This is a genomic window from Rhizobium sp. 10N427 (assembly GCF_056394605.1).
The window spans coordinates 250,248-263,637 of sequence record NZ_JBFTID010000003.1 but is presented as its reverse complement, the minus strand read 5'-3'; the positions used below and the strand labels follow the sequence as shown (position 1 = coordinate 263,637).

Annotated in this window: 15 protein-coding genes; 11 read left to right on the top strand and 4 right to left on the bottom strand. The window is 60.8% G+C overall.

All coding sequences use genetic code 11. The features are described 5' to 3' along the window. Positions 1-186 precede the first annotated feature (186 nt). From ffh to trmD, 5 genes are all read left to right on the top strand, one after another. Positions 187-1,758 carry a signal recognition particle protein gene (gene ffh, locus AC1DIJ_RS08705; protein WP_112385840.1) on the top strand — a complete coding sequence of 524 codons (1,572 nt, stop codon included), beginning with the start codon at positions 187-189 and terminating at the stop codon, positions 1,756-1,758. 16 nt (positions 1,759-1,774) lie between these two features. Beyond that, a complete protein-coding gene (locus tag AC1DIJ_RS08700; RefSeq protein ID WP_112385841.1) occupies positions 1,775-2,083 on the top strand; it encodes a chorismate mutase in 309 nt (102 codons plus the stop codon). Positions 2,084-2,131: 48 nt separating this feature from the next. Then, positions 2,132-2,500 carry a 30S ribosomal protein S16 gene (gene rpsP / locus AC1DIJ_RS08695; RefSeq protein ID WP_112385842.1) on the top strand — a complete coding sequence of 123 codons (369 nt, stop codon included), beginning with the start codon at positions 2,132-2,134 and terminating at the stop codon, positions 2,498-2,500. 126 nt (positions 2,501-2,626) lie between these two features. Beyond that, positions 2,627-3,196, top strand: coding sequence for a ribosome maturation factor RimM (gene rimM, locus AC1DIJ_RS08690; protein ID WP_112386059.1), 570 nt, complete (start codon positions 2,627-2,629; stop codon positions 3,194-3,196). Between the two features lie 3 nt (positions 3,197-3,199). Next, complete coding sequence (trmD, locus tag AC1DIJ_RS08685; RefSeq protein WP_112385843.1) at positions 3,200-3,880, top strand: tRNA (guanosine(37)-N1)-methyltransferase TrmD; 681 nt, start codon at positions 3,200-3,202, stop codon at positions 3,878-3,880. Between the two features lie 27 nt (positions 3,881-3,907). Here trmD and AC1DIJ_RS08680 read toward each other — a convergent pair whose 3' ends face one another. Further along, entirely contained in the window at positions 3,908-5,362 is a 1,455-nt protein-coding gene (locus AC1DIJ_RS08680; protein ID WP_112385844.1) for an NCS1 family nucleobase:cation symporter-1, read from the bottom strand. A gap of 345 nt (positions 5,363-5,707) precedes the next feature. On the opposite strand from AC1DIJ_RS08680, the gene rplS reads away from it, so the two are divergent. From rplS to leuC, 4 genes are all read left to right on the top strand, one after another. Further along, positions 5,708-6,244 (top strand): 50S ribosomal protein L19, encoded by a 537-nt coding sequence (gene rplS, locus AC1DIJ_RS08675; protein WP_112385845.1) that lies wholly within the window; start codon positions 5,708-5,710, stop codon positions 6,242-6,244. 148 nt (positions 6,245-6,392) lie between these two features. After that, entirely contained in the window at positions 6,393-7,190 is a 798-nt protein-coding gene (locus AC1DIJ_RS08670; protein WP_112385846.1) for a transporter substrate-binding domain-containing protein, read from the top strand. A gap of 16 nt (positions 7,191-7,206) precedes the next feature. Next, complete coding sequence (locus tag AC1DIJ_RS08665) at positions 7,207-8,025, top strand: amino acid ABC transporter permease (protein WP_112385847.1); 819 nt, start codon at positions 7,207-7,209, stop codon at positions 8,023-8,025. 237 nt (positions 8,026-8,262) lie between these two features. After that, positions 8,263-9,672: a 3-isopropylmalate dehydratase large subunit gene (gene leuC / locus AC1DIJ_RS08660; RefSeq protein ID WP_112385849.1), complete on the top strand. Its 1,410-nt coding sequence runs from the start codon at positions 8,263-8,265 to the stop codon at positions 9,670-9,672. A 63-nt stretch (positions 9,673-9,735) separates the two neighbouring features. Here the strand turns inward: leuC and AC1DIJ_RS08655 are convergent, their stop codons facing one another. Together AC1DIJ_RS08655 and AC1DIJ_RS08650 are read right to left on the bottom strand one after the other, a co-directional pair. Further along, positions 9,736-10,566 (bottom strand): aldo/keto reductase, encoded by an 831-nt coding sequence (locus AC1DIJ_RS08655; RefSeq protein ID WP_112385850.1) that lies wholly within the window; start codon positions 10,564-10,566, stop codon positions 9,736-9,738. Between the two features lie 97 nt (positions 10,567-10,663). After that, positions 10,664-11,212: a L,D-transpeptidase family protein gene (locus AC1DIJ_RS08650; RefSeq protein WP_112386060.1), complete on the bottom strand. Its 549-nt coding sequence runs from the start codon at positions 11,210-11,212 to the stop codon at positions 10,664-10,666. 141 nt (positions 11,213-11,353) lie between these two features. On the opposite strand from AC1DIJ_RS08650, the gene AC1DIJ_RS08645 reads away from it, so the two are divergent. Together AC1DIJ_RS08645 and AC1DIJ_RS08640 are read left to right on the top strand one after the other, a co-directional pair. After that, entirely contained in the window at positions 11,354-12,037 is a 684-nt protein-coding gene (locus AC1DIJ_RS08645) for a response regulator transcription factor (protein ID WP_112385851.1), read from the top strand. Positions 12,038-12,050: 13 nt separating this feature from the next. Beyond that, complete coding sequence (locus AC1DIJ_RS08640) at positions 12,051-12,506, top strand: cyclic nucleotide-binding domain-containing protein (RefSeq protein WP_112385852.1); 456 nt, start codon at positions 12,051-12,053, stop codon at positions 12,504-12,506. On the opposite strand, the gene AC1DIJ_RS08635 is transcribed toward AC1DIJ_RS08640, so the two are convergent. Then, on the bottom strand, positions 12,507-13,310 hold the full coding sequence (locus AC1DIJ_RS08635; protein ID WP_112385853.1) for an exodeoxyribonuclease III: 804 nt from the start codon (positions 13,308-13,310) through the stop codon (positions 12,507-12,509). Positions 13,311-13,390 lie beyond the last annotated feature (80 nt).

Here is a 13,390-nt window from a genome sequence, read left to right as displayed (position 1 = left end):
TTCCTGTTTACCGCGCCTCAATTCTGCGACGAGCGACATGACTCCGAGCCGCCGACCGGGACTTGATCCCGGAGGTCCACACCCGACAGCGCGATGCGCCCTCGGGTGCTTTTTGGCTTTGCGTCTTGTTTTCGTCAAGGAAAAGCACGAGGTTTCCGGCATATCCGGAAACACAAGGAAGAGCCTATGTTTGAAAACCTCCAGGACCGTCTTGGATCCATTCTCAATGGACTGACAGGCCGTGGCGCGCTTTCGGAAACCGATGTTTCCGCTGCGCTGCGCGAGGTTCGCCGTGCCCTTCTGGAAGCCGACGTTTCGCTCGAAGTCGTCCGTGGCTTCACCGACCGTGTTCGCGAAAAGGCTGTCGGCGCCGAAATCCTGAAGTCGATCAAGCCCGGCCAGATGGTCGTCAAGATCGTCCATGACGAGCTGATCGAGATGCTTGGCGGCGAAGGCGTTGGCGTCGATCTTCATGCCGTTGCCCCCGTCGTCATCATGATGGTTGGTCTGCAGGGCTCGGGCAAGACCACCACCTCGGCCAAGATTGCCAAGCGGCTCACCGACCGCGACAAGAAAAAGGTGCTGATGGCGTCGCTTGATACGCGCCGTCCCGCCGCCCAGGAACAGCTGCGCCAGCTCGGCGTCCAGACCGGCGTCGATACGCTGCCTGTGATCGCTGGCCAGTCACCGACCGATATTGCAGCCCGTGCCGTTCAGGCCGCGAAGCTTGGCGGCCACGACGTCGTCATTCTCGACACCGCCGGCCGCACGCATATCGACGAGCCCTTGATGGTCGAAATGGCCGACATCAAGAAGAAGTCGAACCCGCATGAAATCCTGCTGGTCGCGGATTCGCTGACCGGTCAGGATGCCGTCAACCTCGCCCGCAATTTCGACGAGCGCGTCGGCATTACCGGCCTCGTCCTGACCCGCATGGACGGCGATGGCCGTGGCGGCGCAGCCCTTTCGATGCGCGCTGTCACCGGCAAGCCGATCAAGCTCATCGGTGTCGGCGAGCGCATGGGCGAGCTGGAGGAATTCCATCCGCGCCGTATCGCCGACCGCATCCTCGGCATGGGCGACATCATCTCGCTGGTCGAGCGCGCCGCCGAAAACATCGACGCCGAAAAGGCAGCCGCCATGGCTGCCAAGATGGCCAAGGGCAAGTTCGACCTGAACGACCTCGCCGACCAGCTGCGCCAGATGCAGAAGATGGGCGGTATGGGCGGCATCATGTCGATGATGCCCGGCATGTCGGGCATGAAGGACAAGATGGCTTCGGCCGGTCTGAACGACAGCCTGTTCGGCCGCCAGCTCGCCATCATCTCGTCGATGACCAAGGCCGAGCGCACCAATCCCGATATGCTGAAGCATTCGCGCAAGAAGCGCATTGCCGCCGGCTCCGGCACCGATGCCTCCGACATCAACAAGCTTCTGAAGATGCACCGCCAGATGGCGGACATGATGAAGATGATGGGCGGCAAGGGCAAAGGCGGCCTGATGAAGCAGATGATGGGCGGCCTCGCCGGCAAGATGGGTCTTGGCGGCATGGGTGGCGGAATGGGCGGCATGCCCGACCTTTCGAACATCGACCCGAAGCAGCTGGAAGCGCTCCAGAAGCAGGCTGAGGCGGCGGGTCTTGGAAAGCCGGGCGGCGGCATGCCGGGCCTCGGCGGACTTCCGGGCCTGGGCGGCGCCAAGCTGCCGGGTCTCGGTGGCGGTTTCCCGGGGCTTCCCGGTTTGCCCAAGAAGAAGTGAAAGGGTCGCCTGAACGATGATTGATCCTGAAATCAAAGCCCAGCTTTCGAGCTACCGCCAGTCGATCGACAATATCGACGCGGCACTCGTCCACATTCTGGCCGAACGCTTCCGCTGCACCAAAGAGGTTGGCGTTCTCAAGGCCAAGTACCAGCTGCCGCCGGCCGATCCGGCGCGCGAAGAATACCAGATCGAACGCCTTCGCCGCCTGGCCAAGGATGCCAATCTGGATCCGGATTTCGCCGAGAAGTTCCTGAACTTCATCATCAAGGAAGTCATCCGGCATCATGAGCAGATCGCTGCGGACCACGCCGCAGCAAAATGAACCTGCCGCCCTACGAAGCGGTCAAGAAAAGCCTAAGGAGTAAATGACATGGCACTGAAAATTCGTCTCGCACGCGGTGGTTCCAAGAAGCGCCCGTACTACCACATCGTTCTCGCTGACGCCCGTTCGCCGCGCGACGGCCGCTTCCTGGAGAACCTCGGTTCCTGGAACCCGATGCTCGCCAAGGACAACGACGCGCGCATCAAGCTCGATAACGACCGTATCAAGCATTGGCTCGATCAGGGCGCACAGCCGACCGACCGCGTTCTGCGCTTCCTCAACGAAGCTGGTCTCGCCAAGCGCGACACCAAGAACAACCCGGAAAAGGCAAAGCCGGGCAAGAAGGCTCAGGAGCGCGCTGCTGAGAAGGCTCAGAAGATTGCTGACGCCGCCGAAGCTGCAGCTTCCGCAGAATAATCCGCACGGATTTTGCTTCGAACGGGCGGCATGGCGACATGCCGCCCGTTTTCGTTTTCATTCCGGCGCACTTCGTTTATGAGAGGCTCGAACTCGGATCGATGCAGACTTCGGATGAAGGACACTATGACAAAGCTTGAGAACCCCGTGCTGATGGGCACCATAGGCGGCGCGCAGGGCATCCGCGGGGAAGTTCGTGTCAAGCCTTATACGGCCGACCCGACGGCACTCGGCGATTACGGCCACCTGCACAGCCTCGATGGCCGCGTCTTCGAGATTCTCGAGCTGCGCGAGATGAAGAACATGGTCGTCGTCCGCTTCCGCGGCATCAACGACCGCAACGCCGCCGAGGCGCTGAACGGCCTCGAACTCTATATGGAACGCGACAATCTTCCCGACGACGAGCTGGAGGAGGACGAGTTCTACTATGCCGATCTAGAAGGCCTCGAAGCGCTCGACGACAAGGGCGTCAGCTACGGAACGATCACGGGCGTTTTCGACTTCGGAGCGGGCGATCTGCTGGAACTCAAAGGCCCGGGCAAACGCCCGGTGCTGATCCCCTTCTCGGAAGCATCGGTGCTCGAGATCGACCTTGAAGGCGGCACGATCCGTATCGATCCGATGGCAGCCGGCCTGATCGATGATCCGGAAGATATCTCCAAGCTCGCCACCGGCAAGCCGAAGAAAAAGAAGTAAGCCATGGCCTTCCGGGCAAGCGTGCTCACCCTCTATCCGGAGATGTTTCCCGGCCATCTCGGCTTCTCGCTGTCAGGCAAGGCGGTGGAGCGCGGGCAATGGTCGCTGGAAGCCGTCCAGATCCGCGATTTCTCCACCGACAAGCACCGGACTGTCGATGACACACCGGCTGGCGGCGGCGCCGGAATGGTGCTGAAGCCGGATGTGCTCGCCCGCGCCATCGATACTGTTTCCGAAAACGACAATCGCCCGCGCCTGCTGATGAGCCCGCGCGGCAAGCCCCTGACGCAGCAGCGCGTCCGCGAACTCGCCGCTGGCGAAGGCGTGATCATCGTCTGCGGCCGTTTCGAGGGTGTGGACCAGCGGGTGATCGAGGCGCGCCAGCTCGAGGAAGTCTCGATCGGCGACTATGTGCTCTCAGGCGGCGAACCGGCGGCGCTGACGCTTCTTGACGCCATCATCCGCATCCTGCCCGGCGTCATGGGCAACGATCTCTCCGGCCTGCATGAAAGCTTCGAAGGCGGTCTGCTGGAGCATCCGCACTATACCCGTCCCCAGGAATGGGAAGGCCGCGAGATTCCGGCGATCCTGACCTCGGGCAATCACGGCGCCATCGAGAAGTGGCGGCATGAACAGGCCGTCGCCCTGACCAGGAAGCGACGGCCCGACCTCTTGGAAGAATAGGCGCCCGGAGACCAGGCGCCTTGTTTGTCAGGTGGCGGCGCCGACGGCAGAGCCGCGCGTGCTCATCCTCAGCACGTAATAGACCAGACCGCCGATGCCGACGCCGAAGAACCAGCCATAGGTACCCCACCAATCCGGCAGGATCGATGTAAAGGTCGGCAGGATCGACGAGAACACCACGCCGACGATGAATGCGATGAAGGCATTCGCATGCCAGCCGTTCTGGAAGCGGAACTCACCGTCTTCGCGGTAGAGTGCCGCGACATTCAGCTCGCCCTTCCGGATCAGATAGTAGTCCACCATCATCACCCCGAAGATCGGCCCCATCGTCGAGCCGATGAAGTTGACGAAATGCGCCGCACCCGTCTCCCAAGGCGCGAACGGATAAAGCACTAGTGCGATCAGAGCCGCGATATAGCCGCCCCGCTTGAAGCTGATCTGCCGCGGGAAGACGTTGGAGAAGTCGAAGGCCGGCGACACGAAGTTGGCGACGACGTTGATGCCGAGCGTCGCGACCGCAAAGGTCAAAGCCGCCAGCAGCGCCAGGAACCAGCTGTCGAACTTCGCCGAGATCGCTTCCGGATGCAGCAGCACCTCGCCATAGACCGTGAAAGCCGCCGTCGTCGTCACGCCCGCCACCAGGCAGAAGGCGAGAAGATTGATCGGCAGGCCCCAGAGGTTGCCCTTGCGCAGGGTCTTGGTGTCCTTGGCGTAGCGCGAGAAATCGCAGAAATTCAGATAGAGCGCTGCGAAATAGGTGATCCATGTCGCGGCAACGGCCGCTAGCGCCGGGAACGAGCCGGGTTCGCCGGGAACGCCGGCATCCTTGGTCTTCTCAAGCAGTACATCGCGCGGGATCTCGCTGCCGAAGGAGAAGGTCCCCGCCTTGACGACGAGATAGACGGCAAGCACCAGCATCATGATCCAGACAGCAGGCCCGGCCCAATCCTGAAACTTGCGGACGGTTTCCATGCCGCGCTGGATGATCAGCAGCTGCAGCGCCCAGATGATCACATAGCAGATAAGCTCCAGCGTCGAATGCCCGAGCATGTGGCTGTTCTGATGGAAGGCGAGAATGCTGTCGTTGCGGATAAGGAGCGCAACGATCGCACCCGAAGCCGCCGCAGTCTGCGCGCCATACCAGAAGCAGGCCACGACGGCGCGCACCAGCGCCGGGAGGTTGGCGCCGAACGTGCCGAAAGAAGCACGAGCGAGAACCGGGAAGGGTACGCCCGTCTTCACGCCGGCATTGCCGACCAGGCTCATCAGGCAAAAGATGACCAGCGAGCCGATGCCGATCGCAATCACGAAATTGATGAAGCTGCCGCACAGCAGGAAAAGACTTGCGGCGAGGTAATAACCCCAAAGACTATGGACGTCTGAAGTCCAGACGTTGAAGATACTGAAGGCGCCCCATTTCCTCTCTTCTGCAGGCGCCAAGTCCTCGTTATACAACGAAGGCGATGGATTGCTTATCGACATTCATTCCCCTCCAAATTCCCACGGGCCATGATTTGGCCCGAATCAGAATCTGCTCCTAAATTAGGCATTCGACAAATATTTAATCAGGGAACTTGCTGCCTTGATTGCGTGCAGCATCCGGCGGCAGGCATACGTGACCGATAATCATTGCGGTTTTTCAGGGCGGGAGGGGTGACAAAGCCTGCGCGATAGGGTATGCGCACGCCCGGAATGGGAGAAAATCCCATCAACCACGTAAAGAAAAGCAGACGAATTCGCTCCTGCCTTCACCGGCATATATCCGAGGCTTCGCCAAAGATAGATCGTAGAGCGCTCTGGCTGTTGAACCAACAAAGAGGTTGAGTCATGAACATCATCCAGCAGCTTGAGGCCGAACAGGTCGCCAAGATCGAAGCCAAGCGCACCCTGCCTGAATTCTCCCCGGGCGACACCGTCCGCGTCAACGTGAAGGTCACGGAAGGCACGCGTACCCGCGTCCAGGCCTACGAAGGCGTTTGCATCGCCCGCTCCGGCGGCGGCCTGCAGGAAAACTTCACGGTCCGCAAGATCTCCTACGGCGAAGGCGTCGAGCGCGTATTCCCGGTTTATTCGCCGATGATCGAAAGCGTCGAAATCGTTCGCCGCGGTAAGGTCCGTCGCGCCAAGCTCTACTACCTGCGCGACCGTCGCGGTAAGTCTGCCCGTATCGTTGAAGACACCGGCGTTCGCGCCCGCAAGCTCAACGACGCCGAGCGCGCCGCTGTTGCCGAAGAAAAGGCACGTCTGGAAGCTGAAAAGGTTGCAGCAGCACAGGCTCTCGCCGCCGAAAAGGCAGCAGCCGAAGCCGCTGAAGCAAAGGCAGCTGCAGAAGCAGCAGCCGCTGCTGAGCCTGCAGCAGAATAAGTTCTGCACAGCAAAATTCTTGCATGAAAAGGCGGTCTTCGGGCCGCCTTTTCTGTTTTAGAGCCGCAGCCGCGCACTGGCCGCTCTTGCCATCGCCTTCTCTTCTATGACAGTTTCCGCCAGCCACATTTTACCGGGGATTTTCAGCATGCTTTTCCGCCGCACCATTCTCGCGGGCCTCGCGGCCCTTTCTCTTTCGCCGCTCGCCGCCGTTGCCGAAAGCCTGCCTGATCTCGGCGGCAAGTCGGTCGTGGTCGTCACCGAAAACGCCTATCCGCCGCTGCAGTTCGTCGACCCGAAGTCCGGCAAGCAGATCGGCTGGGAATATGACGCGATGAACGAGATCGCCAAGCGGCTGAATTTCAAGGTCGAGTACCAGAACACCAGCTGGGACGCGATGATCCAGGCGGTCTCCGACAACCAGTACAACATCGGCATGACCGGCATCACCATCAAGGACGACCGCAAGGCGAAGGTCGATTTCTCCGACCCCTACATGCGCTCGCAGCAGTTCATGCTTGTTCGCGCCGATGAAAACCGCTTCACCGACGGCAAGACCTTCGGCGCCTTCAAGGATGGCCTGGTCGGCGCCCAGCCGGGCACCTCGCCCTTCTATACCGCCGTCTACGAAATCCTCGACGGCAACGAGCAGAACCCGCGCATCAAGCTCTTCGAAACCTTCGGCGCCACCGTTCAGGCCCTGAAGACCGGTGACGTCGATACGGTGCTGACCGACGGTGTCGCCGCCAAGGGCTATGTCGACGCGTCGAACGGCACGCTCAAGGTCATCGGCGGCCCGCTCGGCACCGAGGACTTCGGCTTCATCTTCCCGAAGGGCTCCGACCTCGTTGCCCCTGTGAACGCCGCCATTGCCAGCCTCAAGGCCGACGGCACGCTCGACGCGCTGAACAAGAAGTGGTTCCTCGACTACAAGATGGGCCAGTAATTCTGGATCATCGCAGATGGCGCCACACCCATCCCCGCGATCCGAGAAGGGCGACTATCCTTGGTGGCTGGTCGCCCTTGCCATTATCGGCATCATCCTCGCCATCGTCATTGTCACCAACGGCATTTATGCGCAGGTCTTCCAGACCGTCTTCAACGGCGTCTGGATCACTGTTTTCGTCACCATCGTCGCCTTTGTGCTGGCAACGATCCTCGGCCTTGGAATCGCACTCCTCGGGCTGTCCGACAGCAAGGTGCTGCGGCAGATCTCGCGTTTCTATATCGAGATCATCCGCGGCATCCCCATGCTGGTGCTGCTGTTCTACGTCGCCTTCGTCGGCGCGCCCGGCATTGTCGCTGCCTATAATTTCCTGATCACACCGCTGGTAAAATCGGGCATCGCCGAACCCATTCTCGTTCGCGACCTGTCGCTGATGTGGCGGGCGATCATCGCGCTGATGATCGGCTACTCCTCCTTCATCGCCGAAGTCTTCCGCGCCGGCATCCAGTCCGTCGATCACGGCCAGATCGAAGCCGCCAAGGCCCTCGGCCTGTCGCGCTATCACCGCTTCCGGCTCGTCATCTTCCCGCAGGCGATCCGCGTCATCTTCCCGCCGCTCTCCAACGATTTCGTTTCGATGGTGAAGGATAGTTCGCTGGTCTCCGTGCTCGGCGTCTCCGACATCACGCAGATGGGCAAGGTCTATGCCTCGGGCTCCTTTCGCTTCTTCGAGACCTATTCGATCGTCACCTACATCTACCTGATCCTGACCATCGGCCTGTCGCTGGGCCTCAGGCAAGTGGAGCAGCGGATGCGCCGCAGGCACGGGCGATAGTCCTGACGATTCGAATTGCCGTTTATGAGAAAAATCGCTATATCCAGCCTCATGGAAAGCAAGTTCAAGTGCACAGGCGCGCATATTTTCGTGCTGCAGGACCATTATCGCCTGCCGGCGCGGTTCTTCGCGTGCGTTTCGGGCGCTCTCAACAGCCGACTTCGTTGATCGAATGACGGCCGGCGGGCTTTTCCGCCATTTCCTTTTTCCATTGCATCCAAAAACGGACATACCGCTATGAGCGCACCGCGTACCCTTTACGACAAGATCTGGGACGATCACCTGGTCGACGAACAGGCCGATGGCACCTGTCTTCTCTACATCGACCGCCATCTGGTCCATGAAGTCACCTCCCCGCAGGCTTTCGAAGGCCTGCGCATGACGAACCGCAAGGTTCGTGCGCCGGAGAAGACGCTGGCGGTGGTCGATCACAACGTTCCGACCTCTCCCGATCGCCACCTCGGCATCAAGAACGAGGAAAGCCGCATCCAGGTCGAGCAGCTGGCGATCAATGCCGCCGAGTTCAACGTCGAGTATTACTCGGAGAACGACAAGCGCCAGGGCATCGTCCACATCATCGGACCGGAACAGGGCTTCACCCTGCCGGGCATGACGATCGTCTGCGGCGACAGCCACACATCGACGCACGGCGCCTTCGGCTCGCTTGCCCACGGTATCGGCACCTCTGAAGTCGAGCACGTTCTCGCCACCCAGACGCTGATCCAGAAGAAGGCCAAGAACATGCTGGTGCAGGTCGACGGCCAGCTGCCGCCGGGCGTCACCGCCAAGGACATCGTTCTCGCCATCATCGGCGAAATCGGCACGGCCGGCGGTACCGGCTACGTCATCGAATATGCCGGCGAAGCCATCCGCGCGCTGTCGATGGAAGGCCGCATGACGATCTGCAACATGTCGATCGAAGGCGGCGCCCGCGCCGGCCTGATCGCGCCTGACGAGATCACTTTCGAATACCTGAAAGACAAGCCGCGTGCGCCGAAGGGCGCCGAGCGCGAACAGGCGATCGCCTACTGGAAGACGCTGAAGACCGACGAAGGCGCTCATTTCGACCGAATCGTCAAGCTCAACGCCGCCGAACTGCCACCGATCGTTTCCTGGGGCTCCTCGCCTGAAGACGTCATCTCGGTTCAGGGCATCGTTCCGAACCCCGACGATATCAAGGACGAAACCAAGCGCACCTCCAAGTGGCGCGCGCTCGACTATATGGGCCTGAAGCCCGGTACGCCGATCACCGACATCAACATCGACCGTGTCTTCATCGGCTCCTGCACCAACGGCCGCATCGAAGACCTGCGCGAAGTTGCCAAGGTCGTCGAAGGCAAGACCGTTGCCTCCACCGTCAGCGCCATGATCGTCCCGGGCTCCGGCCTGGTGAAGGAACAGGCGGAGAAGGAAGGCCTCGACAAGATCTTCAAGGCGGCCGGTTTCGACTGGCGCGAGCCGGGCTGCTCGATGTGCCTCGCGATGAACGACGACCGCCTGAAGCCGGGCGAGCGTTGCGCGTCGACCTCGAACCGCAACTTCGAAGGCCGCCAGGGCTTCAAGGGCCGCACCCATCTCGTCTCGCCAGCCATGGCTGCTGCGGCGGCGATTGCCGGCCACTTCGTCGATATCCGCGAATGGAACTGAGCCTTTAGGTTCAGGACGTGAAAAGGGCGGCCTCGAGCCGCCCTTTTTTGTTTCTGAATAATATCAGAACGTCGCCGTGTAGGGATCCGGCCCCATCCGGGCGCCCTTGTCATCAAGCTTGGCGATCGCAGCCATATCGTCTGCATCCAGCTTGAAATCGAAGACGTTGAAATTCTCTTCGATGCGCGAGGGCGTGACCGACTTCGGGATCACCACCAGACCGGTATCGATATGCCAGCGGATGATCACCTGCGCCGGCGTCTTGCCGTGCTTCTCGGCGATCTCACCGATGACGGCATTGGCGATGAACTTGCCCTGCCCGAGCGGGCTCCAGGATTCCGTCACGATATTGAGCTTCTTGTGCGCCTCCTGCGCCGCCTTCTGCTGGAAATCAGGATGCAGCTCGATCTGGTTGATCACGGGCACGACGCCGGTATCGCCGATGATATGCTCCAGATGATCCGGATAGAAGTTCGACACGCCGATCGAGCGCGCCCGGCCTTCTTCCTTGATCTTCACGAAGGCCTTCCACGTTTCGCGGTAGAGGCCGCGATGCGGCGACGGCCAGTGGACGAGGTAGAGATCGACATAGTCCATGCCGAGCTTCTTCAGGCTGCCGTCAAAGGCGCGAAGCGTATTGTCATAACCCTGATCAGGGTTGCGCAGCTTGGTGGTGATGAAAACGTCCTTGCGGTCGAGACCGGAGGAGCGGAAGCCTTCGCCGACGCCCTGTTCGTTGTCATAACCGGACGCCGTGTCGATATGGCGGTAACCGGCCTGCAGCGCCTTCAGCACCGTCGGCGCGGCGATATCCTGCGGCGTCTGCCAGACGCCCAGGCCTACCTGCGGAATGGAATGTCCGTCATGGAAAGTAATGATGGGTTGATTGGCCACAATATGTCTCCGTCAATTTGAAAGCCGGCGCGCCCGAGGCAGCGCGACGTCGAGAAGCCATATAGGACGGCGGCGAAGAATTATCACCCCTTGAGATTCAGAGAACCCTGATGACTGTCCCCTTGCGCATGTGGGGCAGCATGCGGCGCATGTCCTGCGGCTTGACCGCGACACACCCGTCCGTCGGCTGGTAGCCGGGACGGATCAGATGGAAGAAGATCGCCGAGCCGCGATAGCGCGCCCGCGAAGACACGTTCCAATCCATGACGAGGCAGACGTCGTAAAGCCCGTCCTTGCGCTTCAGTTCCTCATGGCTCTGCTTGAAGGGCGCCTTGACCAGACGGTTATAGTTGGCGTTTTCAGCCTGATCGCACCAGAGCATGCCGGCACGGATGCGCGAAAGCGCAAGCGGTGTCGTGATCCGCTGTGGACGCTCGCCGCGCCGGAAGCCGTACAGCAGCTTCATCGAGGCCACCGGCGTTGCCCCATCCCCCTCGCGCTTCAAGACACTGCGGCCCGTCCGGCCGATCGCTGCAGGCACGACGATAGGCCCGCACTGCACCAGCGCCCGGCTCTTTTTTCCCGGTTGAGGCCTGACAAGGATGGTGGAGATACGCTTTGCCGCTCTCTGCCTTGTTTTTTCCATTATTGTCACATGTTTTTGTTTTGCTTGGATGTTCGATGAAATCATATCGATCCGGGCGCTGCAACCGCGCGTCTTGCGCTCTTTGCCAATCATCGAATTTGGCGTAGGACTTGTAAGACGGAACCTGAGGAACAAAGCCGCATGACCGCACGCACCATTCTACTGGTGGATGACGATGACGACCTCCGCGAAACCCTGACGGAGCAGCTCGCGCTCTATGAGGAATTCACGGTTCTCCAGGAATCGACCGCCGGCAAAGGCGTGCAGGCTGCCCGTGGAGCACCGATCGACCTTCTGATCATGGACGTCGGCCTGCCTGACATGGACGGCCGCGAAGCCGTCAAGCTGCTGCGCAAGGGCGGCTTCAAGGCGCCGATCATCATGCTGACCGGGCACGACACCGATTCCGACACCATTCTCGGCCTCGAGGCCGGCGCCAACGACTACGTGACGAAGCCCTTCCGCTTCGCCGTCCTGCTCGCCCGCATCCGCGTGCAGCTGCGCCAGCACGAGCAGAGCGAAGACGCGACCTTTACGGTCGGTCCCTATCTCTTCAAGCCCAGCCAGAAACTGCTGACCGCCGAAAACGGCCAGAAGATCCGGCTGACGGAAAAGGAAGCGGCGATCATCCGCTATCTCTACCGCGCCGAACAGAAGGTCGTGACCCGCGACGTGCTGCTCGAAGAGGTCTGGGGCTACAATTCCGGCGTCACCACGCACACGCTCGAAACCCACGTCTATCGCCTGCGCCAGAAGATCGAGCGCGACCCGTCCAATGCCGAAATCCTCGTCACCGAGAACGGCGGATACAAGATCATACCGTGAGGCAGATGCGCAGATGGCGCTGACAGACGACATCCACACGCTCTCGCAGCTGCCGCTCTTCAACGGCATGTCGGACGACCAGCTGCGCCTGGTCGCCTTCGGCGCCGATCGCCGCGTCATCTCCACTGGCCAGATGCTGTTCCGCGAGGGCTCTCCAGCGGAGAGCGCCTATGTGGTCACCAGCGGCGCTTTGGAGCTCACCGTGATAGACAAGGATGGGCATCATCGGGTGCAGCGTGTCGCGGGACCCGGAACACTGCTTTCCGAACTTGCGCTGGTGACGCTGGTGGAGCGCAAATATACCGCGGTCGCCCGCGAGGATACCGGCATCATCCGCATCACCCGCTCGCTCTTCCATCGCCTCATCGAGGAATATCCGGAAGCCGCCAAACTCATCGAAAACCGCATCCGCGACAATATCGCGGAGCTCGCTGCGCGCGCCACGGCGCAGCTCCACCGCTTTTCCTGATCAGAGATTGAAGTACGCCGTCACGGGAACGTGGTCGGATGGCTTTTCCCATCCGCGCGCTTCCTTGAGTATCTCGACACGCTGCAGCAGCGGCCCGAGATCGGATGAAGACCAGATGTGGTCGAGGCGGCGGCCCTTGTCGGCCGCTTCCCAATCCTTGGCGCGGTAGCTCCACCACGTATAGAGCTTCTCATTGGCAGGCACATGCTGGCGCATCAGATCGAGCCAGGCGCCGCGCTTGATGACCTCGAGCAGCCCGTCGGTCTCAACAGGCGTATGGCTGACGATCTTCAGGAGCTGCTTGTGCGACCAGACGTCGTGCTCCAGCGGCGCGATATTGAGATCGCCGACCAGGATCGAGGACGTGTTGGGCTCGGCATTGGCCTTCAGCAGCTTCATCTCATCGACGAAATTGAGCTTGTGGGCGAATTTCGGATTGATCGCGATGTCAGGCTCGTCGCCGCCCGCCGGCACATAGAAGTTATGCAGCCGGATCCGGCGCCCGCCACGCTCGAAAATACCCGAGATATGCCGCGCATGGCCGACATCGCCGTAGTCGAAGCGGTGATCTTCGACGATCGGCAGCCGCGATGCGATCGCCACGCCATGATAGCCCTTCTGGCCGTGAAACAGGATGTGCTCGTAGCCCATAGCCTTGAGCGGTGCCAAAGGAAACAGTTCGTTCGGAACCTTGGTTTCCTGCAGGCAGAGAATATCGGGCTGATGTTTGAGCAGGAATTTCTCGACGATCGGCATCCGGAGACGGACGGAATTGATGTTCCAGGTCGTGATCGAGAAGCTCATGCCAATGCCTTTCATCGAGGGGTGAAAAGGCTTTAGAGCAAAGCAGTGCCGGAGGAAACGGGCGGCAAAAGAAAACGCCC